14 protein-coding genes are annotated in these 26,979 nt (G+C 50.8%); 13 read left to right on the top strand and 1 reads right to left on the bottom strand.

The window, feature by feature from the left end; all coding sequences use genetic code 11:
- Window positions 1-36 precede the first annotated feature (36 nt).
- Genes GWG06_RS20375 through GWG06_RS20430 form a run of 12 tightly spaced genes read left to right on the top strand, consistent with a single transcriptional unit; the run spans window position 37 to window position 23,767 of the window.
- Complete coding sequence (locus GWG06_RS20375; RefSeq protein WP_160715573.1) at window positions 37-7,932, top strand: non-ribosomal peptide synthetase; 7,896 nt, start codon at window positions 37-39, stop codon at window positions 7,930-7,932.
- Between the two features lie 41 nt (window positions 7,933-7,973).
- Window positions 7,974-9,620, top strand: a complete 1,647-nt coding sequence (locus GWG06_RS20380) for an MBL fold metallo-hydrolase (protein ID WP_160715575.1) — start codon at window positions 7,974-7,976, stop codon at window positions 9,618-9,620.
- A 29-nt stretch (window positions 9,621-9,649) separates the two neighbouring features.
- Window positions 9,650-11,329, top strand: coding sequence for a cyclic peptide export ABC transporter (locus GWG06_RS20385; RefSeq protein WP_160715577.1), 1,680 nt, complete (start codon window positions 9,650-9,652; stop codon window positions 11,327-11,329).
- 10 nt (window positions 11,330-11,339) lie between these two features.
- Window positions 11,340-12,050: a thioesterase II family protein gene (locus tag GWG06_RS20390; RefSeq protein WP_160715579.1), complete on the top strand. Its 711-nt coding sequence runs from the start codon at window positions 11,340-11,342 to the stop codon at window positions 12,048-12,050.
- Between the two features lie 10 nt (window positions 12,051-12,060).
- Entirely contained in the window at window positions 12,061-15,405 is a 3,345-nt protein-coding gene (locus GWG06_RS20395) for a glycosyltransferase family 9 protein (protein ID WP_160715581.1), read from the top strand.
- 11 nt (window positions 15,406-15,416) lie between these two features.
- Window positions 15,417-17,831, top strand: a complete 2,415-nt coding sequence (locus tag GWG06_RS20400) for a penicillin acylase family protein (RefSeq protein WP_160715583.1) — start codon at window positions 15,417-15,419, stop codon at window positions 17,829-17,831.
- Entirely contained in the window at window positions 17,816-18,199 is a 384-nt protein-coding gene (locus GWG06_RS20405) for a hypothetical protein (RefSeq protein ID WP_160715585.1), read from the top strand. The genes GWG06_RS20400 and GWG06_RS20405 overlap by 16 nt, the downstream gene beginning before the upstream one ends.
- 13 nt (window positions 18,200-18,212) lie before the next feature.
- Complete coding sequence (locus tag GWG06_RS20410; protein WP_160715587.1) at window positions 18,213-19,670, top strand: PfkB family carbohydrate kinase; 1,458 nt, start codon at window positions 18,213-18,215, stop codon at window positions 19,668-19,670.
- Complete coding sequence (rfaD, locus tag GWG06_RS20415) at window positions 19,663-20,646, top strand: ADP-glyceromanno-heptose 6-epimerase (RefSeq protein ID WP_160715589.1); 984 nt, start codon at window positions 19,663-19,665, stop codon at window positions 20,644-20,646. Before GWG06_RS20410 ends, rfaD begins: the two co-directional genes overlap by 8 nt.
- Window positions 20,647-20,661: 15 nt before the next feature.
- The gene (locus GWG06_RS20420; protein ID WP_160715591.1) at window positions 20,662-21,834 is read left to right on the top strand and encodes an alpha-mannosyltransferase; all 1,173 of its coding nucleotides are present in this window, start codon (window positions 20,662-20,664) and stop codon (window positions 21,832-21,834) included.
- 3 nt (window positions 21,835-21,837) lie between these two features.
- Window positions 21,838-22,803, top strand: coding sequence for a 2,3-diaminopropionate biosynthesis protein SbnB (locus GWG06_RS20425; RefSeq protein ID WP_127034070.1), 966 nt, complete (start codon window positions 21,838-21,840; stop codon window positions 22,801-22,803).
- A gap of 19 nt (window positions 22,804-22,822) precedes the next feature.
- Window positions 22,823-23,767 carry an FkbM family methyltransferase gene (locus GWG06_RS20430; RefSeq protein ID WP_127034072.1) on the top strand — a complete coding sequence of 315 codons (945 nt, stop codon included), beginning with the start codon at window positions 22,823-22,825 and terminating at the stop codon, window positions 23,765-23,767.
- 113 nt (window positions 23,768-23,880) lie between these two features.
- Here the strand turns inward: GWG06_RS20430 and GWG06_RS20435 are convergent, their stop codons facing one another.
- Window positions 23,881-24,357: an Lrp/AsnC family transcriptional regulator gene (locus GWG06_RS20435; protein WP_127034074.1), complete on the bottom strand. Its 477-nt coding sequence runs from the start codon at window positions 24,355-24,357 to the stop codon at window positions 23,881-23,883.
- Window positions 24,358-24,560: 203 nt separating this feature from the next.
- On the opposite strand from GWG06_RS20435, the gene ppsA reads away from it, so the two are divergent.
- Window positions 24,561-26,978 (top strand): phosphoenolpyruvate synthase, encoded by a 2,418-nt coding sequence (gene ppsA, locus GWG06_RS20440; protein WP_160715593.1) that lies wholly within the window; start codon window positions 24,561-24,563, stop codon window positions 26,976-26,978.
- Window position 26,979: the final 1 nt, after the last annotated feature.

The raw sequence follows: 26,979 nt of genomic DNA on the forward strand, positions 1-26,979 counted from the left end.
CCGATCCATTCTTTAAAATGCAAATTGTTAATCTTTATGAAAGATGTTAAGGAAATAATCAAAGCACTGAGAGAAGCGAATGTCCGCCTGTCGCTGCACAATGGCGAGCTGGTGACAGACGAGGCTTCCGGAGAAGCGGGAGAGGAGTTACGCGCTGCCATCCTGCAGAATAAAGACAAACTGGTAGCTTATTTCAGAAAGAATCTGCAGGGCAGGGCTGCTGCCGCCAGCATCAGGCCCGTTGAAGCGCAGGAGAGTTATCCGCTTTCTTCTTCCCAGCGCAGGCTTTGGATACTTAACCAGGTGAATGGCGGCAGCATCGCCTATAATATGCCAAGGGCTTACCTGTTCCATGGCAGTATTGATACAGCATCACTGGAAAAGGCCTTCAGGGAACTGGTCGCCAGGCATGAAAGTCTGCGTACCGTTTTCCGGGAAACTACCGCCGGAGATCCGCGGCAGTTCATTCTGCCGGCTCCTGATGCCACTTCCGCAATGCTGGAGGTAAAAGACCTGCGCAACAGCAACCTGCGGGAACAACAGGTGGCAGACCTCGTGCAACATGAACTCAGCACCCCTTTCGATCTCAGCAGCGGCCCGTTGATAAAACCTTTTCTGTACCGCCTGGAAGACGAAAAATGGATTTTCTCATTCGTGCTGCATCATATCATCAGTGATGGATGGTCCAACAGTATACTAATGAAAGAGCTGCTGACACTATACAGCGCCTTCAGCCAGGGTACCGCTTCCCCACTGCCACCGCTGCCGGTCCAATATAAAGATTACGCCTTCTGGCAGCAGCAACAGCTGCAGCTCGGAGATATGCAGCAACATAAAGCATGGTGGCTGGAGCAGATGGAAGGAGAACTGCCGGTACTGCAATTGCCCGCCGACAAAGAACCATCCGGCTTTAAAACCCATAGCGGCGGCCTGGTGACAGGCTCCGTGGACGCATCAGTGGTAGCAGGCATCCGGCAGCTGGCTCAGGAAGAGAAAGCGACCCTGTTCATGACTTTACTAACGGCAACGGATATACTGTTGTATCGTTATTCCGGACAGGACGACCTCATTGTGGGAACGCCTGTAGCCGGCAGGGATCATGTAGAACTGGAAGGCCAGATCGGCCTCTATCTGAATACGCTGGCGCTGAGATCGCGCCTCAGCGGAGAAGATGATTTCAGATCTGTGCTGCAGCAGGTGCGTCAGGTAATGCTGCAGGCGTACAGCCATCAGGCATATCCGCTGGATGAACTGGTAGAAGCCTTACCGGTGAAAAGCACCGGCGGTAATGTACTGTTTAACGTGCTGATAGATTTTCATGAAGAAGTGAAGCCCGCCGAAACCCGCCAGCCGGAAGGCTTGCAGGTGACGGCATTTGAAGCCGGCGAACACCTGGTCAGCAAATTTGATCTTACCTTCATGTTCACACTGACAGCCGCCGGGCTTACGCTCACCATAGAATACAGCAGGGACCTGTATCTGCCGGAAACCATTGAAAGAATGCACCGGCATTTCTGCACCCTGCTTCGTGGTATCATCGACCAGCCCGGAACGCCGGTAAACAGCCTGCCTTATATACCCGCAGCAGAACTGGCGCAGCTGCAGGAATCCGGTCCGTCAGATCCGCAGTACCAGCCGGTGTTATCGCGCATTGAACAGCAGGCCGCTGCAGCGCCGGATAAGACCGCCCTGCAGTACGGAGATATTGCCGTCAGCTATCATGCCCTGGAAGATAAAGCTGCCCGCCTGGCGCATTACCTGGTGACAGAATGCGGTATTAAGAAGGGGGAGCCGGTAGGGATTTTGCTGGACAGGTCTGAACACATGATTATCGCCATACTCGGCATCCTCAAAGCCGGCGCGGTATACGTGCCGATAGATACCGCCTATCCCAAACCCAAACAGGAACAGATTATACAGGATACGGAGATGCGCGTACTGCTCACACAGACTTTTTACGCCTTCGACCTGACAGATTATGACGGCCGCGTTTTTGCCATGGATGTACAGCTGGATATACTGGACGCACCATCGGGCCCATTAACAGTTGATATAGCTGCCTCAGATCCTGCCTATATCATCTTTACTTCCGGTTCTACAGGCCGTTCCAAAGGTTGCTGCATCACGCACGGTAATCTTTCCAACTACATCAGCTGGTGCAGTGCATATTATTTCAAATCTGCTGCTGCAGGCAATTTCGGTCTGTATACCTCTTTATCTTTCGACCTGACCATCACCAGTATTTTCTGCCCGCTGGTTCGCGGTAATACCCTGTACATCTATCCGCAGGATGATGCGCTGTCAGATATACTTACCCATAGTTTCAGCGCCGGCAGCGGTATTGACAGTATCAAGCTGACGCCTTCCCATATCAGTTACCTACAGGATATGGGGCTGACTTCAGATACGGTGTCATGCGCAATCGTTGGCGGGGAAGAAGTACTGCCCCGTCATGTGGAGATCCTCCGGAACATAAATCCTGCTATGAGGATATATAACGAGTACGGGCCTACGGAAACTACAGTAGGATGTATGGTGGAAGAGCTGGAGGCGGATGCCCCCGTAACAATAGGAAAGGCGATCAGCAATACGGATATATACATCCTTGATAAAAACCTGCAGCGCTGTGCCATCGGTATAGAAGGAGAGATATGTGTGGGTGGTGCAGGTGTGAGCCTGGGCTATATTACACAGCAGCCCTCTACAGCAGGTAAATTTATTCCTGATCCTTTTAAACCGGGTGCACGCCTTTACCGAACCGGCGATACCGGCCGCCGCCTGCCGGATGGCCGTATCCGTTATACCGGCCGTAATGATGACCAGGTGAAGATCCGCGGATACCGCGTGGAGCCGGGTGAAATAGAAACGGCCCTGATGGAATGCCCCGGTGTGACAATGGCCGCAGTAATTGCGCGGCGCGCACCGGACGGCGTCAATGAACTCGCGGCCTATGTAGCCGGCCGGGAAGACCTTACCACCACCACCCTGCGCACCCATGCCGCAAAATTGCTGTCGGAATACATGGTGCCGCAGTATTTCATTATACTGCCGGAACTGCCGCTGACAGCGCACGGTAAAATTAACCGCAAAGCGCTGCCGGACATGGCAGCGGAAGAAACGGCTGATAATACCACTGCTCCGTTGAACAGCACGGAAGAAAGACTGATTGCCATCTGGAGCGATGTGCTGTTTGTGGATAAGGCCCGCCTTCATGGTAAAAGCGACTTCTCCGCGCTGGGTGGTCACAGTCTCAAAATCACGCGCCTCGCTTCCCTGATATATAAAGAGTTTGAAGTAAAGATTGAATTGCGCACCCTTTTCACTACTACCGTGCTGGAAGAACAGGCCCGGTTGATTGCGGCCTCGCAGCGGATGATCTTCTCTGAAATTAAACCGGTAGAACCGCAGGCAGGAGGTTATGAACTGTCCGCCTCGCAGCGCCGGTTATGGATCCTGAGTAAGCTGAATGAAGAAAATGCCGCTTACAATGTTCCCGGCGCCTGTGTGTTTGAAGGAGGTCTTAGTCTGGATGCACTCACACAGGGCTTCAATACCCTGATCCGCCGGCATGAAGTATTGCGTACTGTCTTCAGGGGAGATGAACTGGGCATGGTACGCCAGGTGGTGCTATCACCGGAAGAATTGGGATTCGCTATCGGCTGCATCGATCTCAGGAATGATCCATCACAGGAGGAACGCCTGCGGGAACTGGTGCAGGAAAATTATGCCAGGCCCTTCAACCTGAGTACCGGACCGCTGTTACGCGCCAACCTCTTCCAGCTGTCAGATAACAAATGGGTATTTGTTTATGCCATGCATCATATTATCAGCGACGACTGGTCGGTAGGTATCCTGAACAGGGAGCTGATGGTGAACTACAACGCTTTCCTGAAAGGAGATACAGACCCGCTGCCGCCGCTCCGTATCCAGTACAGGGACTACGCCGCCTGGCAACAGCAGCAGCTTACCAACGATGCGCTGAACATACATAAAAATTACTGGAAGCTCTGCTTTGAAGGAGAGCTGCCCGTGCTGAACCTGCCCGGCGATTATCCGCGCCCGCCGGTGAAGACATATGCCGGAGGCATCGTCAGAAAATGGCTCAGCAACAGCACGGCTTCTGCATTCCATGAACTGCTGCAGCAACAGGATGCCACCCTGTTTATGGGATTGCTGGCATCTGTAAACGCGCTGCTGTACAGGTATACCGGCCAGGAAGATATTGTTGTGGGTACTTCTATTGCCAGCAGGCAACATCCTGACCTGGAAGACCAGATCGGGTTCTATGTTAATACCCTCGCACTGCGCTCCCGCTTTGAAGGAACAGGCAATTATGAAAACCTGCTGGAAACAGTGAAACAGGTAACGATCGGTGCATTTGAACACCAGCTATATCCATTCGACGAACTGGTGGAACAGCTCAAACTGCAACGCGACGCCAGCCGCCACCCGCTGTTTGAAGTGATGGTGGTGCTGCAGCGCAGCGATGCCGGCAGCTCCGCTTTCGGCGCAGGCATGGGCGATCTGTTTGTCAGCAGGTACGACACCGGAAAAGATGTAGCCAGCAAATTCGATATTACCTTCTTCTTCTCCGAATCCGGCGATGGCAACCTGCACCTCAGTATTGTCTATAACAGGGCCATCTTCAGTGAAAGTGCCGCCGGCCGTATATTACAGCATTTCGAAACACTGTTCGACGCTATTGTTAGCCATCCTAAAACAGCGCTTCCTGAACTGGACCTGCTGCCGCTCACAGAGAAAGAACAGCTTAACCTGTTCAGAGCCTCCACCGTCGAATATCCGGCAGATAAGACCATCATAGATATTTTCCGGGAACAGGCCGCTGCCCGCCCCGATGATACCGCGCTGGTGTTTGAAAACAAGGCACTCAGCTACCGTGAACTGGATGAACAGTCGGATCGTATTGCAGCACACCTGCGGACGACCTACCAGGCAGATAATCGTACGCGCATAGGCGTTATGCTGGACAGGTCTGAGAAGATGATTGTGGCCATACTGAGTATACTTAAAGCCGGCGCCGCTTACGTGCCGGTAGATCCCGACTACCCGAAGGCAAGGAAATCATTCATGCTGAACGATAGCGGCGTAACAGTACTGTTGACAGAATCCCATTACATTTTCGATCTTGATTTTTACGACGGAAGTATTTTTGCCGTTGACATACAATCAGACGATACCATACCGGCGGTACTATCCCCTGAAACAGCCCCGCAGCCGGCAGATACGGCATATGTTATCTATACATCCGGCTCTACCGGCCGGCCTAAAGGTGTAGTCATCCGTCATCGTTCGCTGGTAGATTATGTATTCGGCCTGCTGGACCGGACAAACATCAGCGATTGCCGCAGCTTCGGCCTGATGTCTACCCTCGCGGGAGATCTGGGCAATACCGTCATTTACAGCGCGCTGGCACTGGGTGGCAGCCTGCATGTATTCTCCTCCTCGGCCGTCATGGATGCGGAAGCACTGGCCGCCACGCCGGTAGATTGCATGAAGATAGTACCCTCTCACTGGAAGGCGCTGCAGGAAGAAGGCCGCCTGGTGATTCCCCGCAGAAGCCTCGTGTTTGGAGGCGAACAACTCACGCGCGATGTGATAGACTATCTCATCAGCAACGACGCCACCTGCGAGGTATATAACCACTACGGACCTACGGAGACAACCATCGGCAAGCTGCTGTACCATGTGCCGCTGCAACAGTTCGACGGACAGGTGCCGTTAGGAAAACCTTTCAGCAACACCCGCATCTATATCCTGGACGAGCATCAGCATCAGGTACCCATAGGCATTCCCGGAGAGATCTGTATCGCCGGCGATGGCCTGGCAACAGGATACCTCAACAACCCGGAGCTGACCGCAGAAAGATTCAGGGAAATTGCAGGAGATAATCAGGAACGCATCTATAAAACCGGTGACCTCGGACGCTGGCTGCCGGAAGGTAACATCGCCTTCCTCGGCAGGAAGGACGGACAGGTGAAAATCCGCGGCTATCGCATTGAACCGGGCGAAATAGAAAACGTGCTGGCAGGTCACGAAGCTGTCAGCAGCGCAGCCGTCAGCATCAAAACAGATAAGGATGGCAACAAAATTATTGTCGCCTATGTATCCGGCCGCGAAGTGCCGCCGGCAGTAGAACTGCAGTCGTACCTGCAGCAATCCCTGCCTGCCTACATGATTCCCGCTTACATTGTTCCGCTGGAACAGCTGCCGCTGACTGCCAACGGAAAGATTGACAGGAAGGCATTGCCAGACCCCGAAGCGCTGGGCCTGGGCGGCGAAGTTGTTTATGTAGCGCCGCGCAACGAAAGAGAAGAAGCACTGGTAACAGTATTCCAGGAGGTGCTGAATAAAAAACCGCTGGGCATCAACGATAACTTCTTCCTGCTGGGAGGTGACTCCATCAAAGCGATACAGGTAATTGCCCGCCTCCGGAAACTGGGATTCACTACCGGCATACAGGATATATTGTTGTATCCGGTGATAGAACACCTGGCAGATTACGTAAAGGCCGCCACCCGCTCCATCAGCCAGGAAACCGTTACCGGACTGGTGCCATTAAGTCCCATACAGCAATATTTCCTGCAGCAGCCAACAGCCGTCAAGGCACACTTCAACCAGTCTGCCCTGCTGCACAGCAAAACGCCGCTGGATGAAGCCGGCCTGCATGCCGCATTTGCAAAGCTGGTACTGCATCATGATGCGCTGAGAATGGTATTCCGGGAAGCAGAAGAAGGCTGGGTACAGGAGAACAAAGGTGAGGAGCAGGGATATACGCTGGAAGTACTCACACCTCAGCACGAAGATGAATACAATGCCGCATGCGACCGGCTCCATGCATCCTTCGACCTGGCGCAGGGCCCGCTGTTCAAGGTAGCGCTGTTCCGCGGCAACGACGGGGATCGCCTGCTGATAGTAGCGCATCACCTGGTGGTAGACGGCGTATCGTGGAGAATACTTTTTGAAGATCTCTCTACGCTGTACCAGCAGCATGTGGCAGGAGAAGCATTCAGTCTGCCGCTCAAAACAGACGCCTTCAGATACTGGATGGAAAAGCAGGTGGCTTACGCCTACAGTCCCGCATTGAAAGAAGAGGAACTGTACTGGGATGCCATTAATGCCACACCGTTTAAACAGCTGACACCTGACTGGCCGGGCGGATCTAATCTCAAGAAAGATGCAGCCGCGAAATCAGTATTCCTGGATACCGTGCAAACGGAGCGCCTGCTCACAAAATGCCACAAGGCTTACAGAACAACCATCAACGATATACTGCTCACCGCATTGAGCCTGGCAGTTTATCATAGCATGGGTGCGGATAAAGTGGTGGCCCGCCTCGAAGGCCACGGAAGGGAGCCGATAGAAGAAGATCTGGACATCAGCAGAACAATAGGCTGGTTTACCACGCACTACCCCGTAGTGCTGGATGTCAGGGATGGTAACAACATCATCCGCCAGCTCCTGGAAGTGAAAGAATTCCTGCATCGTATTCCGGGCAAGGGTATCGGCTTCGGTATCCTGAAATACCTGACCGGCAAGCATTACAGCATCGCGCCTGAAATAGCGTTTAACTACCTGGGCGATTTCGGTGGCGGGGTGAGTGCCGGTGAAGGTACCCCGTTGTTCAGTTTCCTGGGCGACTATAAAGGCAAGGAAACACCGGACAACACCGCCAGGGAAGTATTGCTGAATGTAAACTGTATGGTGGCCGCGGGCAGTATGCGGCTGGTCATTGAGTACAGCGCACAGCAATTCAAGGCGGAAACCATCGACGGGCTGCTGACTGCCTTCCGCAACTACCTCCAGGAACTGATCGACCACCTCTCCCGCGAAGAGAAGGTACACGTAAGCCCTGTAGACCTTACCTACAAAGGGCTTAACCTGGAACAACTGGAAGAACTGGATAAACTGTAATACCTGTATCATTCATCTAAAACTTTTATAAACACATAACAATGACAAGCAATAACTGGTACACAAAGCCCAACCTGGTTATCGAACCACTGTACGACAGATGGTATGCCTGGTCCCACCTGATTTCTCCTGCAACAGCAGCCATGAACATCGTAGGCCGGCACCTTAAAATCATGACTTCCTATATTCAGTCGCCACAGATTCATGCGGCCGCTGTACAGAACCCTAAGATGCTGGGAGGTCCTTTTATGGACTACAAACGTCCGCGGGTGGAAGATATTAAAGAGCTGAAAGCAGCTACCATAGAGAAACAGGCACGGCTGATACAATTCGCGGATGCCATTAAGGAGCTGGATGAAATGCTTAAGAAATATGCAAAGGGATACGCACTGGAAACCCTGTACGAAAAAGTGCCGGAAATCCTGAGAGGATATGTGGAGCTGACCTATGACCTCAACAACAATCCTTCCTTCCGTTTCTTTGAAGCACTGCTCTATCACAGTGAATTCTACAATAAAGCTGCCCAGAGCATCGCGTTGTGGATCACTGATAATGACGAACGTCCTTTCTGCCTCAGTACCGCCCGGCTCGATGAACCCAATGTGCTCCATCTCAACGTACCACTGGATCATCCCGGCATCGATGCACTCAGCAGAATGAAAAGGGAAGGCGGTTCCATTGATGAGATAGCAGCGAAACTGGGTATTAAGGAAGAAGACCGTGCGCTCTTCGATACCTTCTTTACACAGGAATCACAGCCTACCTACAAGAAATATGAAGGCCCGTACGCGCGCATGAGATATTTCGGTCATGCCTGCATCCTGATTGAAACAAAAGATATCAGCATACTGGTAGATCCGCTCATCAGCTACTATGGTTATCAGTCCAGCGTAAACCACTTCTCTGATATTGACCTGCCGGATGTAATCGACTATGTACTCATCACGCATAACCACCAGGATCATATCCTGTTTGAAACCTTGCTGCCGCTCCGTCATAAAGTGAAAAATATAGTAGTGCCGAGAAGTACTACCGGTGCACTGCAGGACCCGAATCTGAAGATGGTGTTCAACCAGGTAGGATTCAAAAATGTGATAGAGATCGATGATATGGAAGAAATCGCGTTTGAGAACTGCGTGGTAAAAGGTATACCGTTTACCGGTGAACACAGCGATCTGAACATACAGTCCAAAGCCTGCTTCCATATTGCCGTGGGTGACTTCAAGTTCCTGTTTGTGGCGGACTCCCGGATTGTGGAATCCAAATTATATGAACATGTGCATAAGATCATCGGCGATGTGGATGTGATATTCCTCGGTATGGAGTGCGACGGTGCGCCGCTTACCTGGCTGTACGGCCCGCTGCTCACAGAAGAGCTGGCAAGGGACAAGGATCAGTCAAGAAGATTATCCGGTTCCAACTACGAACGCGGTATACACCTGATGAACATCTTCCATCCGAAAGAAGCCTATGTATACGCCATGGGACAGGAGCCCTGGCTGGAATTTATCAGCACCGTACGATATACAGATGAATCCAATCCGATCATACAATCTAACCTGCTGGTGGAAGAATGCAGCAAGCGTGGCATCATCGCAGAACGTTTGTACGGAGAAAAAGAGATACTCTACAGCTTTAAAGATAAAGAAGCAGTAGAAGAAGCGGCAGCGGCAGAAGTAGCCCAGTAAGCCGGATTAATCAACTTAACAGAAAAGCGGTGAAGAAACTATTGCAACTGATATTGCCTGTTACCGGTAAAACCGGTATACTGAAATACCTGTTCCTGGGTACAGTTACCGGTTTGTGCGGATTTCTCTTCATCAATGCCATGACCAGGGTAATCGGTATCATGATGGCCGATAACTTTACCTTCATCCGGAAGGAATACCTTATTGCCTTCGCATCGATTATCCTGGTATATGTATGGGCCAGAAGAACGCTGGCGCTGACCAGCATGAACCTGTCGCTCCGGATTACCTGGCACCTCCGTAAACAGATACTGGCATTGGTGCTGAATGCCAACTACCGGCAGGTAGCCAGCAGGGTACCGCGGATACAGACTGCCATCCTCAATGATGTAAATGCCCTGACCAACGCATCGCTCAGTGCGATTGATTTCTGTATCGCCGTCATCATGGCTTTCTCCTGTTTCATATACCTGGCCACCATTTCGCTGGTACTTTTCGGTATTACCATAACGGCCGCCGGCGCGGGTGTTGCCATCTACTACGTATCTGCCAGAAAAAACATGAAGAACCTGGAGAAAGCGCGTAAGCTGGAAAACCTGTTCCAGACGAACCTGAACGCGATGTTGCATGGTTTCAAGGAAATTTATATGGAACCGCGGAAAGGCAGTTTTTTTTATGACCAGAAGATCTGTACCAATGCCAACGAATCTTTCCGGCATAGCGTATGGGCCATCAGCGGGTTTATCAACAACCAGATGATAGGGCAGGTATTATTCTATCTGCTGGTATCTTCCGTGCTGCTTATCTTCAGCGTTGTGTTGCATATACCTCCGCCAAGAGTAGTCAGCTTTGTGCTGACGTTGCTGTTCCTGCAAGGTTCGCTGGAAACAATTATGGTGCAGCTGACCACGCTGGCAAGAGCCAGGGTAGCGGCAGATCAGCTGCTAGGCCTGAAAGCGGAACTGGAAGCGTTGGCCAGCCGTAAACAGCCGCCCGTATGGCATCACTTCGGAGAACCCTTTCAGCAACTCACCGTCCGGGACCTCACCTTTGAATATACCCCTGAGGGGGAAGGCGCTGCATTCCGTATCGGGCCGCTTAACCTGGACATCGGCAGGGGCGAAACCATCTTTATCTACGGCGGCAACGGAAGCGGTAAAACCACTTTTATATTTACGCTGCTGGGCCTGTGCCTGCCGGATGCCGGACAGATCGCCGTAAACGGTGTACCTGTTACCGAAGACAATTACGAAGCCTACAAAACGCAGTTCGCAGTCATATTCAGCAACTTCTATCTTTTCAATGAAATATTAAGCACCGAAGAACCGGACCCTGAAAAATGGCAGTATTATCTCCACCTCTTTGAACTGGAAGGAAAGGTGGAACTGAAAGATAACAGGCTGACCACTACAGAACTCTCCGCCGGCCAACGCAAACGCCTGGCGCTGATTGTTGCCCTGATGGAAGGAAAACCACTGCTGATACTCGACGAATGGGCGGCAGACCAGGACCCGTATTTCAGGAAGAAATTCTATACGGTCATACTTCCCCTGCTGAACCGCGAAGGCTTTACCATACTGGCTATTACACATGACGACAGATACTATCACTGTGCAAATAAACTGTATAAGATGCAGGAAGGGAAAATCATAGAAGAAGACCTGCAGCTATACAACTACCTCGTGCCGGACGAAAAAAATCTGTCTTAAAACGATAGTTATGAAGAAACCACAATTGTTCCTGCTACACTTCGCAGGCGGGAATGCCTGGTCGTTCGATTTCCTCAAACCATACCTGCAGAACTTCGACGTGGTAGTACCGGAACTGCCCGGCAGAGGAAAACGAATGGCGGAACCATTGCTGACAGAATTTTCACAGGGCGTGGCAGACGTATATCAGCATGTTACGGGTAAATTATCCGGCCCTCCGTTTTTTATCTACGGCCACAGTATGGGCGCTTACCTGACCCTGAAACTGGGCCACATGCTCGAACAGAACGGCTACCGGCCTGCTGCCCTCATCGTCAGTGGTAATGCAGGCCCCCATCCGGAAGCGACTAAGAAAAAATATTACCGTATGCCCCACCACGTATTTCTGAAAGAACTGGAAGAACTGGGCGGCATACCACCGGACATTTTATCCAACCCGGAATATTTTGAATACTTCGAACCTATGCTGCGGGCAGATTTTGAATTATCCGAAGAACATGGGCTTATACAGGATTTTGCGGTAAAAGCCCCCATCTACGCCATGATGGGAACAGAAGAGGAAGGCGTAGGCAATATCGCCAACTGGCAACGTTTTACCGCTTCCTGGTTCAGATATGAAACATTGCCCGGCGGACATTTTTTTATTCATCATCATCCGGAAAGAATTGCTGCTGTGATCAACTACTGTTACAGAAGCGCGACCAATTTTCAGCATCTCTAAAATTATGGCTATGAAGGAAACCGGATCAGTTTTTAACAGGAAAGTCCTGACGGCTGCTACTGTACGCGATAAAAAATTTAAACGGGTGATAGCGCTGTATGAGGAAGAACTCTTGTTTATCGGCGATTGCTGCACCAGGTTCAGTCAGTTCAGACACTTTAAGGCATGGCTCAACGATGCCGCTATCACCGTCAACTTCGGCGGGAAGAAGAACCCCGATTACTATAAAGCACTGCTGCTGCATAATCCATACATCTGTCAGATGTCTGCATTACCCTGGGACGAAATAGATTTTCGTGCATACGATGCCGTTATCTGCGTAACCCATGATGATCAGCCGCTGCTGGACTTTCTCCATAACAAGTATGGCAGTACCCCCGGCGAAATGAATACGGATGTATATATTGTTCCTGTCAGCCAGGCGCTGAGAGAACAGGTGGATATGTCGCAGCCCGGTGAAATATATATCAGCCGGGAAGAACAGCAATGGGCCGATGAATGGCTGCTGGCAGGCGGTTATCAGCCGGGAGAAGAACTTTTTATTATGGTAGATTCTTCTTCTACCCGCGAAAAAATACTCAACACCGTTGTATACTTCGATGTACTCAAACAACTGCTCGGCAGACCCAATACACGTTTCCTCGTGTTCGATGAACAGAACAAGGGAAAGCGGCAGTTTTACAGGGAGTGGGTAGGCGAAGAAGGCATCAGCCGCATGATATTTTCTGAAGGCCGCAGCCTGCGTGATAATCTCTGCCTCATCGGCAGCTCGTTCACCCGGATGGTGTTCGGGCCGTGTACCGGCCTGCTGCACTGCGCTTCCGGCATCTTCAATCATTATGTGGATAAAGGACTGCCGCCGGAAAAAATTCCGCTGCTGATCACCTACACCGGTCAGTATTCCATAGAAAACCGGAACGCCAACTACTGGTGGGGCAACTGTCCGCTGATTAACTGCCTGTTGCTGAAAGAAATACACGGCAGGAAAAAGCTGCTGCAGCTATCCGATCTTTCTGCCGCTGAAAAAGAACAACGGGATACGCTGGCTTGTAGCGAATACACGACAGCCATGCTGATGAAATATATTAACCGTAAGCTGAACCCGGCAAAACAACAGCTAACTTTGCCGGCAGCAGCGCGCGTGCTGCTGCTGTTTGAAGAAGAACTGCAGCTGCTGGGTGACAGCTGCCAGCGCTTTCACCAGCTGGCTTACCTCCGGGAATACCTGCAGTGCGCACCGCTGACCGTGAACTTCCCGCCGATGAAAAATCAGCGTTTCTATCAGGCATTACTGCAGCATAATCCGCATATCGCCGCTGTTACATCTGAAGAAAAAGAAGATATTCGCTTTGAAGATTACGATCTCATTATAACAGCCTCCTGTCAGGAAGATAAGCTGAAAACCTGGCTGGATAACAAATACGGCGCACAGCTGCCACCGGTATATTCTATGTCCGGATACCTCCTGAAACCGGTAGCCGGCCAGGTAACAGCATTTCCGCCACTGGAAGAAATGAGTGATTATGCAGATAATGCCAGGCCCGGCGAATTATACATCACCCCGGATGAACGGCAATGGGCGGACAACTGGCTCGTATCTAAAGGTATGCAGCCACATGAACGCCTGTTTGTAATAGTAGATACCGCCGCTGCCAGAAGTAAACTGCTGGACTTCAAAATTTATTTTGAACTGCTGAAAGGCTTACTGGATACGCCGGATGTAAGGATACTCATCTTCGATGAAAAGAAACAGGGAAAGCGGGATTTATATAAGCCATGGCTGGGAACAGAAAAGATGCAGCGGATGATTTTTGCTGAAGGACATACGCTGCGTGAAGACCTCTGCCTCACAGGCAGCTCATTCACCCGCCTGGTATTGGGGCCCTGCACCGGTTTGATGCATGGCGCTTCTGCGATATTCAATCACTACCTGGCAACGGGAACGGACAAAAAAGATATTCCTTCCATCATCGTGTACACCGGCATGTCCGGCGATGAAAGCTACGAGGCAGAACACTGGTGGGGTACTTCTCCGCTGGTAAGCTGCCTGCTGCTGAAAGAACGCGATGGCAATAAAAAAATAATGCAGCTGCACCAGCTGGCTGCTGCAGAAAGAAAATCTGCCGGCACGCTTCCCTGCAACGCCTATACTGCAGATATGCTGCTGGAATTCATAGGCAGCAGGTTTTCCCGCGCCGGCGAAACATTCGGCAGCATTGCCGCTCATACGGAGGCAGCAGATTTTAATGACCTGCGGAAAGTGCTGGTATTGTATGAAGAGAAAACTACCCTGCTGGGCGATTCCTGCATCAAATCCGATAAGTTCCGTTACTTCAAATCTTTCCTGCAGGCAGAAGAAATTCATATCAATTTCACCAACAGGCAAAATCAGAAATTCTACGAAGGGCTGCTGCAAAATAATCCCTACCTGCAAAGTGTGACCTCGCTGCCCTGGGAAGCAATTCCATTTCATGAATTTGATGCCGTCATCTGCATCGCCTATAACGAAGACCGCTTCCTGGAATTCCTGCATCAGCGCTATGGAGAAGCAATTGCAGCCGGCCGGATGAAACTGCCGGTGTTCTCTATGTCCAGGCATATCCTGCGGCCGGAAGAAGATGGCGTATATATTTTTCCGGAAAATGCGGCGCTCTTTGAATACATGAAAACACCGCGGCTGGGCGAATTGTATATCAGTAAGGAAGAACGCGCCTGGGCCGACCAATGGCTGGAATCGCAGGGCATGGAAAAAGATGAACAGCTTTTCATTATGCTCGATTCCTCCGCTGTAAGAAGCAAGCTGCTGCCCATGGATGTTTTCTTTGACCTGCTCAAACAGGTGCTGCAGGCGGATCGTATCAAAGTACTCATCTTTGATGAACAGGGTATAGGTAAAGAAGCGTTTTACCGGGAATGGCTCGGAGATGATGCCATGAAGAAGCTGATTTTTTCCAGCCGCCTGACGTTAAGACAAGACCTCTGCCTGATAGGCTCCGGCTACACACGCACGGTGTTTGGTCCCTGCACCGGATTGATGCACTGCGCCTCCGGCATTTTCAATCACTACCTCGCCAACGGTATGGACCCGGCTAAAACCCCACTGCTGCTGGTTTACACGGGATGGTACGGAAAAGAAAGGTATGATATCAACCTCTGGTGGGAAAATGCTCCGCTGGTAAATTGCCTGCTGCTGAAAGAAAGAAATAATATCAGGGAAATCGTGCTGTTGTCAGAACTGAATGCGGCAGAAAAACAGGCAGAAGATAACCTGCCCTGCACCGATTATACGGCAGAAATGCTGAAAGGTTTTCTTGCCGAACGATTCGGCATCCTTGTACCACAGTTAACCGAATAAACGAATTACAGATGGGAAGAATAAACCTGGAGTCAGTATTTCCGCTGCTGGCCCTGATTATTATTACAATGGCGCTGTCTGGTTCTCTGGCAGATATGCCTCCGCTGGGTAAGTTCCTGGACCCGTTTACCGGTGTAGTCAGAAATGAGCGCACAGGCGCGCCTTCCCTGCAGATGCCCGGCGGACAGCTGAAAGAACCGGTAACTGTTTTCTTTGATGAAAGACAGGTGCCGCATATCTACGCCAGGCATACGCAGGACCTTTATTTCGCGCAGGGCTTCGTTACCGCCAGTCTGCGCCTATGGCAGATGGACTTCCTCAGCTATACTGCTGCCGGAAGGCTCGCCGAAATCCTCGGGCAGAACTTTACGGACTACGACCGTTCGCAGCGCAGGCAAGGCATGCTGGAAGCGGCACGCTCATCACTGGAACTGATGCAGCAGGATCCGGAAACCATCGGCATCATCCGTGCATACACACGCGGCGTGAATGCGTATATCCGTCAGCTGCATTACTGGCAGCTGCCCATCGAATACAAGATGCTGAACTATGAACCGGAACCATGGTCGGATCTGAAAACAGTGCTGGTCATGAAATACTTTGCCAACACGCTCTCCGGCTATGAAGAAGATTTTGATATGACCAGCCTGATGCTGGCATTGGGAGAAGAAAAATTCAACAAATATTTTCCGGGCTTTGCCACAGACCTCAGCCCGGTAGTAAATACCAAAGGCGCTAAAAATCCGGCCCTGTCTTTTCTCAAAAAACCGGATTATCTCAACTATGATTTTATGCGCGCCGGCACCACCGTTCCGGACCGTACCTGGAATCCGTCGCTGGGCAGCAACAGCTGGGTAGTATCCGGGAAAAAGACTCGTTCGGGCCGCCCCATTCTTTGCAATGATCCGCACCTGAACCTCACCATGCCCGCCATCTGGCTGGAGATGCAGTTGTCTGCCCCCGGCGTGAATGTCTATGGTGTGAGCGTTCCCGGAACACCCGCCGTGGTCATTGGTTTCAATGAAGATATTGCCTGGGGTATCACCAATGGGAGCGATGATGTTAAAGACTGGTATAAGCTGAAGATCTCAGCTGATTACAAAAAATATGAACTTGACGGACAGTGGACAGACTTAAAAAGCCGTACCGAAGAAATTAAGGTGCGTGGCCGCAAAACGGTGACAGATACGGTTTACATGGCAGCGCAGGGCCCGGTGGTATATACTGCTGCATTCAAAGGAGCAGACCGCGCCCGCGTTAACCATGCCCTGCGATGGAGCCTGCATATTCCGTCCAACGAAATACTGGCTTACATCAAACTCAACAGGGCGCGCAATTACAGCGGGTATCAGCAGGCTATCAGCAGCTACAGCTGCCCGGTACTCAACTTTACCTTTGCTTCAAAAGAAGATACCATTGCTGTCAATCACCAGGGAAATGTTGCGGTGAAATGGCCGGGGCAAGGCCGGTTTGTGCTCGATGGCACACAGTCGTCACATTTATATACGCATTACATTCCGGCTGACAGCCAGCCACAGTCCTGCAATCCGCCGGAAGGCATCCTCGTCTCCGCCAATCAGCACCCTACTACCGACCGCTATCCCTATTACTACAACGGCTACTACTCCGAGCACAGGGCCAACAGAATCAGGGAAGTGCTGCTGCAAAAAGATACAGTGGACATAGATGATATGATGCAGCTGCAGCTGGATAACACAGCTTATTTCGCAGTGAGGGCAACGCCCGCACTGCTGCATTACCTGCAGGGCAGCAAACTGCCGGCGCAGGCCGCACAGGCAAGGCAGCAGCTGCAGGCATGGCGCGGACAGTACGGCCTGAAAGATGAAAATGCCCTGCTGTATGAGCTTTGGTGGAACAAGGTAAAAGACTATACCTGGGATGAGTTTAGAAATTATCCTTTCATTTCCCGCGTTCCGGACGATTATGTATTGCTGCACCTGCTCACCGCTGAACCCGGCAATGAGTATTTCGATCAGCTGGGCACCACGCAAAAGGAAACTGCGCAGGAAGTAGTAACGGCAGCCTTCCGGGAAGCCGTGCAGGCTTACGACAGTATCCGGAAAACAACCGGCAGCGCCGAATGGGGGCAGCATAATAAAGTTACGCTACAGCATATGCTCCACGTCGCCAAACTGGGTGTGCGGAACCTGCCGTCGGCAGGAGCGCCGGGCGCCGTCAATGCCATGTCTGCCGGCTGGGGGCCTTCCTGGAGAATGATTGTAGAACCGGGAGACAGACCCAGAGCCTGGGGTGTTTATCCCGGCGGACAGTCCGGAGATCCTGCATCTGTATACTACGACAACTTCGCCGCCACCTGGAATAAAGGCGGATACTATGAATTAAAGTTTTTTATGTCAGCAGACGAAGCTGCAAAACAAACCAGCAGAAAATGGATACTCAGATAAAGCAACATAACCGCGATATACATACCGCGCTCATACTGGCGGCGATACTGCTGGGCACCCGGCTGACAGATATATTCCCCTGGTGGTCTTTTGTGATTCCCGTGCTGATTACCGGTGTGGTGATTACCTGGTACCATTGGAAAGTGCACAGTTTTTTCGTCGGGTTCATCACCGGTTTCACCGTGTGGACCGGTGTTTCACTCTGGTTCTGTTTTACTTCCGACTCGTTGATACTGCTGCGTTTCGGCTGGTCCGCAGGTGCAGTGATCCTGCTGGCATCCGGTCTTATCGGCGGCATACTCACTGCGCTGGCGCTGTACACCGGAAAATCAATTGTCAGTAATAAAAAGAAAACCCTTTCACTATAGGAAATATCTCATTATGCAAACGCATTTAATCAGTGAATTCAAACAGTTTAATGTACTGGTAATAGGCGACCTGATGCTGGATGTATACCTCAACGGCGCCTGTAACAGGTTGGCGCCGGAAGCGCCGGTGCCTGTGGTAGATATACTTTCCAGTAACATCTCTCTTGGCGGCGCCGCCAATACGGCTATGAACCTGGCGGGACTGGGCGCTGCCGTTACTTTCTGCAGCATTGCCGGTTACGATGATAACGGGCATAAAGCTATCCGTATGCTGGAAGACGCGGGCATCAGCTGCCAGGTGCTGAAGGACAGGGAAAGAAGCACAATTGTAAAAACAAGGGTGATGTCCGGCAATCAGCTGCTGGTAAGGTACGACGCAGGTACGGAAAGCCCGGTGTCCGACGCTGCTGCCCAGGCATTTGCAGAAATACTGCAGGAACAGTATGCCTTGCACGACGCGGTCCTGATTGCTGATTATGATAAGGGCGTTATTACACAACCCGTGCTGGATATGCTGGAAGCGTTGCAGGCAGATGATAGAAAATTCATTGCCGTAGATTCCAAGCGTTTGCAGTACTTCCGGCGGTTATCACCGGCGCTGGTGAAGCCCAACTATAAAGAGCTGATGCAGTTGCTGCAGGTGCCGCCTGTGCATACCGGCCGCGTACAGCAGGTGAATACACTGGGAGCGGAAGCATTTGCAGCTACCGGCGCTGCGCTCACCATTGTTACGCTGGATGAGGAAGGCGCGGTTATATTTGAACGCGACCAGCCGGCATATCGCAGCCATGCGCATCAGGTGCAGGTATTTCATGTTGCCGGTGCGGGAGACACCTACGTCAGCGCCTTCACGCTGGCCATGCTCGCCGGCGCTGATATCACCATAGCTGCAGAACTATCATCAGCTGCCGCAGCAGTGGCGATCAGCAAAAAAGTAACCGCGCACTGCACCTGGCAGGAACTGGATATGTACATGTCTGTCCGCGAAAAATTTATTACCGATCCGCAGCAGCTGGAATATATCAGCGCCCTGTACCGCGCGCAGGGGAGAAAGATCGTATTCACCAACGGTTGTTTCGACATTCTGCATAACGGCCATGTCAGTTATCTCAACAAAGCCAGGGAACTCGGCGATGTACTGATGATCGGTATCAATGTAGACGACAGCATCCGCCGCCTGAAAGGCAGCAACCGGCCTATCAATACACTGAAAGACCGCATGGAAGTGCTGGCCGGACTGAGTGCCGTTACACATATCATTCCCTTCGGCGATGTGAAAGATGATACCGCTTCGCCGCTCATCAGGCTGATACGGCCGCATGTGTATACTAAAGCGGCCGACTATACGATAGAAACGCTGCCGGAAAAATCCAGCGTTGAAGAAGGCGGCGGAGAAGTGATCCTGCTGCCCTTATTACCCGATCGTTCCACCACGCTTATTGTTAACAAAATAAATACGGTATATGGATAATGATTCACGGATACTCATCACCGGAGGCGCCGGCTTCATTGGAAGTTGCATGGCAGGATTCCTCAACAGAAAAGGGTTTAACCAGCTTATCCTGGCAGATAACTTCTTCCCGGAAAATAAAGAGAAAAATCTGCAGGGAAAACAATTCTCCCATAAAATCAACAGAGAAGATCTTTTCCACTGGCTGCCGTCTTCCGGAGAAAACATCCGTTTTGTTTTTCACCTGGGAGCACGCACCGATACCACAGAATACGACTATGCCATCCATGAACGCCTTAACCTGGAATACTCAAAACAGCTGTGGAACTGGTGTGTGCAGGAGAATGTACCGCTGGTATACGCTTCCTCTGCTGCCACCTACGGAGCCGGAGAGCTGGGCTATTCCGACGATCACCGCTTTATTCCACAGCTACGCCCCCTGAATGAATATGCCGTTTCTAAAAATGAATTCGATAAATGGGTGCTGCAACAGACCGCCACGCCCCCCTTCTGGGCCGGATTGAAATTCTTTAATGTATACGGACCCAATGAATACCATAAATCCCGGATGGCCAGCATGATATGGCATGCCTACCGGCAGATACAACAGCACGGCGAAGTAAGGCTGTTCAGATCCTATCACCCGGATTATAAAGACGGACAACAGTTACGCGATTTCATCTACGTAAAAGATATCCTGCAGGTCGGCTACTGGCTGATGCATCACCGGCAGGCCTCCGGAAATATCTACAACCTCGGTACCGGCAAAGCCCGGACCTTCGAAGACCTCGTAAAAGCCACCTTCTCCGGCGCAGGTCATCCGCAACAGATCCGTTATATAGACATAGACGGAGAACTGCGACACAAGTACCAGTATTTTACAGAAGCAGACATGAAAAAACTGAGAGAGGCCGGATACACCGACCGCTTTTTTACATTGGAGGAAGGTGTGGAAGACTATGTGAAAAACTACCTCTCGCAGGAGCGATACTACTGATTAAAATTCCACCATATGAATACATTTACGTCAAACTTTATCCGGAAAAACGATTTTCGCGCGAATGCACACACTATTGCCATGCTGAAACAAGGGTGGCAGGACTACGCCGCCACTATCCCGCCATACCCTGGCGGCTTCGAAGGAAAAGGTATTGTCATCTGTGCCGGCGGTATTACCCATGTGACATGTGCATGGGTTAATATCAGTATGCTCAGGAACAACGGCTGCCAGCTGCCCGTTGAAATCTGGTATACCGGCGCTGAACTCAACGAAGAAACCATCGCCGCGTTCCGGCAGCTGGGCGCTGAATGCATTAACAGTAACGACTATACGACAAACGAAGACGTAAAGGGACTTGTCCTGAAACCATTTGCCATCCTGCACAGCAGGTTCCGGGAAATACTTTTCCTGGATGCCGACAACAACTGCCTGACCGATCCGTCGTATCTCTTCAGCGATGTACTTTATCAGGCCTACGGCACCATCTTCTGGCCTGACTTCTGGAAAACAGATAAAATCAATCCCATCTGGGAAATCATCGGCGACACCGATTATCATGCGCAGGAGCAGGAAAGCGGACAGCTGCTCGTCCATAAGGAAAAATGCTGGCTGGAACTGAATCTCTGCATGTATTTTAACCTGAAACATGAATATTATTATCAGATGCTGCTGGGAGATAAGGATACTTTCAGGTTTGCCTGGAAAGCCCTGGGTACGCGGTATTACATGATCCCTGCAGCTGTAGGTACCTGCGGATTTGAGCTGTCTGACAACGGTTTCCTGTATGGGCTTACCATGGTACAGCATGACAGTGCAGAGAATATCCTCTTCCTGCACAGGAACTGGTTTAAATGGGATGTAACACAGGAAGGTGAATGTGTGTGGGAGAAGATCAGGCGCTTTAAACAGGGAGCCAGGGAAAAAATATGTCAGGTGAACTACATCGATGCCGGCTCCATACGGCGTCCCTTCTGGGATCTTGACGGCGATGTGGAAACCCTTTCCTTCAGGGAGCTGTTCGGCGATTATGAAGACAGATGCCTCGATATACTCAAAACCCTCCGTGGGTATAAGTTTTATGCACGCTTCCTGATCCATATGCACCTGGTGAAATTCAGACCCGGATATGCCATGGGTATCAGGGACAAAACATTTTTAAGTCACCCCTCTATCGTTAATGCCTGATATATGTTATATCTCAATGAAAATGATATCAACCAAATCGGAATCAACTGGAAAGAAATTATTGCTGTCATACATAACGCCTGCAACACAATGGCAAAAGAAGATTTTGCCCAGCCTGTAAAACCTTATCTGCGTTACCGGAACAGGAAGAACAGGATTATTGCCATGCCGGGCTTCCTCGGCGGAGAAACGGAGCTTGCCGGTATCAAATGGATAGCCAGCTTCCCGGATAACCTGGAGAAAGGTATCCGGCGGGCACACTCGGTTACCATCCTGAATGATGCCGGTACCGGCCAGCCGTTAAGCATCATCAACACCCCGCTGATAAGCGGTATACGTACTGCTGCGGTATCCGGACTGATGCTGCAGTTATGGCTGCAGCAACATGGCAGGGAGCCGGTGAAGGTAGGTATAACAGGCATGGGGCCAATAGGCAGGCTGCATGCAGGAATGCTGCAGACCTTACTGGGCGAACACCTGGAAGTATTGAAGGTATACGACATCCGGCCCTGCGGTACAGTGGTGAATGAATTACCTCACCCTGACAAGGTGCATATCTGCTATTCCTGGCAGGAAGCCTTCGCAGACGCAGATGTTTTCATCACCTGCACCGTGTCCGATGAGCCTTACATCAACCTGCCGCCGAAGCCATGTTCCCTGCACCTGAACGTGTCGCTGCGCGATTATGACGCTTCCTGGATCAGGTATGCAGACATGATTATTGTTGATGACTGGGAAGAAGTATGCCGGGAAAATACAGATATTGAAAGAATGCATCTGCATTACGGACTACAGCAGGAACACGTGTATAACATTGTCTCGCTGGCAGGCGGGAGTTATGCAGACCTGCTGAAGAATGCAGGTGCTATTATGTTTAACCCGATGGGTATGTCAGTTTTCGATATTGCCGTTGCAGGCCATTTTGTGAATGAGGCGAAACAGAATGCAGTAGGTACTATACTTGATTAGCCACTGTAAATTTTGCCATATGACATCCAATACCATTGTTTTAGAAGGCCATACTATCACAGAGGAGGATAGGGCCGCCCTGCAGCGTATATGCCATCTTTACCTGTCCAGCGGTAATGAACTGGAAAATATCCTGCATAAAGAAGGGACCGATGAATTTCAGCAGATGCTGGGCGTAGGCGCCTACACCAGAAAGCTGCTGGGTCCCCATTGTAAAGCCATTATTACGGAAACAGCCCGCGGCCTGTTCGCCTGCGATCCGGAAGATTATGGCGTAGGCTGGGACATCCGGCGGGACGGCGCTTACGGGGAGCGCCTGCTGAAATCGCTCTCCCGCGTGCTCTCCCCCTCGTCCAACGTACTGGTGGTAGGCGCACATGTAGGCACCATCGCTATCCCGCTGGCCTCCATGTGCGGATACGTAGCTGCCATAGAACCCAGCCCGCACAACTTCCGCCTGCTGGAAATGAATATCCGCCTCAATAACATCACCAATTGCGGCATTTTCAACGTTGCAGCCAATGATAAGGAAGAATCCCTGAAATTTCTTCTCAACAGGGCTAACTCCGGCGGCAGCAAACGTAAACCGGTCAACGACCACTACATCTACAGCTACGATAAACCGGAAGAAGTCCTTGTTCCGGCTGTTCCCCTTGACAAGTTTTTTGAACGCAGAGACTTCGAACTGATCCTCATGGATATTGAAGGCTCAGAATATTTCGCCCTGAAAGGTATGCAGCAAATCCTGCAACATACCCGCGTCCTCATCATGGAATTCGTACCGCACCACCTCCGCAATATCAGTGGTGTAACCGTAGCAGATCTCCTGGACCAGATAAAGGGCTTCTCCCTGTTACGCATTCCATCGCTGGATAAAAAAGGCGGCCCCGCAGAATTTGCTTCCCTGCTGAACCATATGTATGAGAGGGATGTGAGTGATGATGGGATTATATTTCAGAAATAATTACGAATTACGAATTGCGAATTACGAATGTAGGCGAAGATTAAAGCGAAAATAAATTCTTTATTCGCTTTAATCTTCGCCTACATTCGTAATTCGCAATTCGTAATTCGTAATTATTTTATTTTCTTCAGATTCAGCTGCTTTTCCTGCTTCGTCTCCGCCAATACAAACAAGCTGCGTATTTTGGCAATATTATCCAGTTTGGATAAGCGGGCAGAATAAAACTGATCGTAGGCTTCCATATCGGCTACGACTATTTTCAGGAGGTAATCGAACTGACCACTCATCTTATAGCATTCCTGTACCTCCGGGAAAAAATTCATTTTGTATTCAAAGGCAGACAACCGGTCGTGCCCATGCGCCTCCAGCGTTACGCTGGTATAGGCAACGAGCGCATTGCCGAGCTTGTAGCGGTTCAGCACAGCTACATACCCCTGGATATATCCTTCTGTTTCGAGACGCTTTACCCTGTCAAAGATGGAAGTAACGGACTTGCCCAGTTTTGAAGCGATTTCTTTATTGGTGGTGCGTGCATCCTGTTGAAGTATGTCCAAAATACACATATCCGTCATGTCAGGTACAAAGCTCATGGCCTGTTTTTGATCAAAAATAGGCAACTCGAAGCATTTAGGCGAAAAAAAATCGGGTTTGAATTCTTTTTCATGAATTGTTTTCGGCAATCATCCTTTCCTCCCTTAAATCATCCCGCTACACGCTAATTTCCGGCACGATATCATTTACAACCACGTATGGAAGACGATCAGCCGCTTCCTTAACTATTAAATTCAAACCGATGAGCGAAAACATCGTGCTGCCACTGGAAGAAGTGGGTATGGAAGCTATTGCCCTGGTAGGAGGGAAATCCGCCTCCCTGGGAGAAATGATCCGGGGCCTTAAAAGCACCGGCGTAAAAATTCCGGCCGGATTTGCAATCACGACGAAAGCATATTACGAGTTTATTCAACGCAGCGGACTGGAACAGTTTATTAAAGAACAGATCGGGCAGATTGACTACAACAACATTACCTCCCTGCGGAAAGCCGGTAAAAAAATCCGCCAGGCTATTTCCAGTACGCGCTTCCCGCATGACCTCAGCGAAGAAATTATTGCAGCCTATCATGCGCTGTCAGCCTCCTACGGCCATACACAGACGGATGTGGCAGTCCGCTCTTCCGCTACGGCAGAGGATCTGCCGGATGCTTCCTTTGCCGGGCAGCAGGAAACCTTCCTCAACGTACGCGGCCCCGTTGCATTGATAGATGCAGTCCGTAACTGCTTTGCCTCCCTCTTCACCGACCGCGCCATCAGCTACCGGGAAAATTTTGGCTTCGACCATTTTAGTATAGGCTTGTCCGTATGTGTGCAGAAAATGGTGCGTTCTGACCTCGGCGCCTCCGGCGTAGCCTTTTCGCTGGACACAGAATCCGGCTTCCCGGATGTGGTGCTCATCAATGGCGCATGGGGATTGGGCGAGATGGTGGTGCAGGGCGCTATCTCCCCGGATGAATTTATTGTGTACAAACCATTGCTGGGCACAGGTTATATGCCTGTTCTCGAAAAGAAACTCGGTAACAAGGACCAGAAAATGGTTTATGGCGAACATAGTGATGAACGTACGCGCATCATCCCGGTAGAAAAGCAGCAACAGCAAAAGTTTTGTCTGACCGATGACCAGATTATGCTGCTCGCAGAATGGGTGAAGCGTATTGAAACCTATTACTCCGGGAAGAAAGGCAGGTGGTGCCCCATGGATATTGAATGGGCGGTGGATGGCTACAGCCAGGACCTGTACATTGTACAGGCCCGGCCGGAAACAATTCATTCCCGGAAAGACAGGAACATCGTGACCTCCCAGCGGATAGCTGCCGGCGCTGCGCCTGCCCGCGAAATATTACGGGGTATTGCAGTCGGAAATAAAATAGCTGCCGGAAAAGTCAGGATCCTTTTCTCCCTCGATAACCGCTTGTCTGCCGGTACGGATTTTCAGCCGGGAGACATACTGGTAACGGATATGACGGACCCCGACTGGGAACCGGTGATGAAGATGGCCTCGGCTATCGTGACCAACAAAGGCGGACGTACCTGTCATGCTGCCATCGTAGCCCGTGAAATGGGCGTTCCGGCGGTGGTGGGCTGTGGTAACGCTACTGAGCTGCTGAGCGGCGAGCAGCAGATCACCGTCAGCTGCGCGGAAGGCACTGAAGGCATCGTGTACGACGGCCGCCTGGAAATCATAGAAGAAGAAATAGACCTGTCAGCATTACCGGCTATCAGCACCCCCCTGATGCTGAACGTAGGCTCGCCTGATATGGCATTTCAGTTTACACACCTGCCCAATAATGGTGTAGGGCTGGCCAGGGAAGAATTTATCATCAATAACTACATTAAAGTACATCCGTTAGCGTTACTCCATCACCACACGTTGCAGGATGCTGCACTCTCCGCTGAAATAGCGCGCCTGATCAGGGGATTCGATAATGAAGAAGATTATTTTATCAGCAAGCTGGCCTTCGGCATCGGGAAGATAGCCGCCTCCTGCTATCCGCGTAAGGTGATTGTCCGCTTCTCCGATTTCAAGAGCAACGAATATTACAACCTGCTGGGCGGTAAATATTTTGAACCCGAAGAAGAAAACCCGATGATTGGCTGGAGAGGCGCCTCCCGTTACTATTCCGAGAAATACAAACCCGCCTTCCGCCTGGAATGTGAAGCCATACGGAAAGTAAGAGACACCATGGGGCTGAACAACGTAGTAGTGATGATACCTTTCTGCAGAACAGTGGAGGAACTGGAACAGGTGCTGGCGGTCATGAAGAACTGCGGCCTGCCCAGAGGCCACAACGGCCTGGAAGTATACCTGATGGCGGAACTGCCCTCCAATATTATGATGGCAGAAGAATTTGCACCTTATATAGATGGCTTCTCCATCGGTTCAAACGACCTCACACAGCTGACCCTGGGTATCGACCGCGACTCGGCGCTGGTAGCTGGCCTGTACAACGAAATGAACCCGGCCGTACAACGGATGATCTCCCGGCTGATACAGGCCGCCAAAACCCATGGCGTGAAAGTCGGCATCTGCGGACAAGGACCATCCGACTTCCCGGAGTTTACCAAATTACTTATCCAGCAAGGTATTGATAGCATTTCCGTAACACCTGATGCAGTGGTGAAAACGGTATATGCGATTCATGAAGCAGAAAGAAAATAAT

Source organism: Chitinophaga solisilvae, assembly GCF_009928525.1.
GTDB classification, from domain to species: Bacteria; Bacteroidota; Bacteroidia; order Chitinophagales; family Chitinophagaceae; genus Chitinophaga; species Chitinophaga solisilvae.

Excerpts from the sequence above, each read along its gene's own strand:
- GWG06_RS20375 (WP_160715573.1), top strand. The coding sequence starts at position 37 with ATGAAAGATGTTAAGGAAATAATCAAAGCACTGAGAGAAGCGAATGTC.
- GWG06_RS20380 (WP_160715575.1), top strand. The coding sequence starts at position 7,974 with ATGACAAGCAATAACTGGTACACAAAGCCCAACCTGGTTATCGAACCA.
- GWG06_RS20390 (WP_160715579.1), top strand. The coding sequence starts at position 11,340 with ATGAAGAAACCACAATTGTTCCTGCTACACTTCGCAGGCGGGAATGCC.
- GWG06_RS20395 (WP_160715581.1), top strand. The coding sequence starts at position 12,061 with ATGAAGGAAACCGGATCAGTTTTTAACAGGAAAGTCCTGACGGCTGCT.
- GWG06_RS20400 (WP_160715583.1), top strand. The coding sequence starts at position 15,417 with ATGGGAAGAATAAACCTGGAGTCAGTATTTCCGCTGCTGGCCCTGATT.
- GWG06_RS20405 (WP_160715585.1), top strand. The coding sequence starts at position 17,816 with ATGGATACTCAGATAAAGCAACATAACCGCGATATACATACCGCGCTC.
- GWG06_RS20410 (WP_160715587.1), top strand. The coding sequence starts at position 18,213 with ATGCAAACGCATTTAATCAGTGAATTCAAACAGTTTAATGTACTGGTA.
- rfaD (WP_160715589.1), top strand. The coding sequence starts at position 19,663 with ATGGATAATGATTCACGGATACTCATCACCGGAGGCGCCGGCTTCATT.
- GWG06_RS20420 (WP_160715591.1), top strand. The coding sequence starts at position 20,662 with ATGAATACATTTACGTCAAACTTTATCCGGAAAAACGATTTTCGCGCG.
- GWG06_RS20425 (WP_127034070.1), top strand. The coding sequence starts at position 21,838 with ATGTTATATCTCAATGAAAATGATATCAACCAAATCGGAATCAACTGG.
- GWG06_RS20430 (WP_127034072.1), top strand. The coding sequence starts at position 22,823 with ATGACATCCAATACCATTGTTTTAGAAGGCCATACTATCACAGAGGAG.
- GWG06_RS20435 (WP_127034074.1), bottom strand. The coding sequence starts at position 24,357 with ATGAGCTTTGTACCTGACATGACGGATATGTGTATTTTGGACATACTT.
- ppsA (WP_160715593.1), top strand. The coding sequence starts at position 24,561 with ATGAGCGAAAACATCGTGCTGCCACTGGAAGAAGTGGGTATGGAAGCT.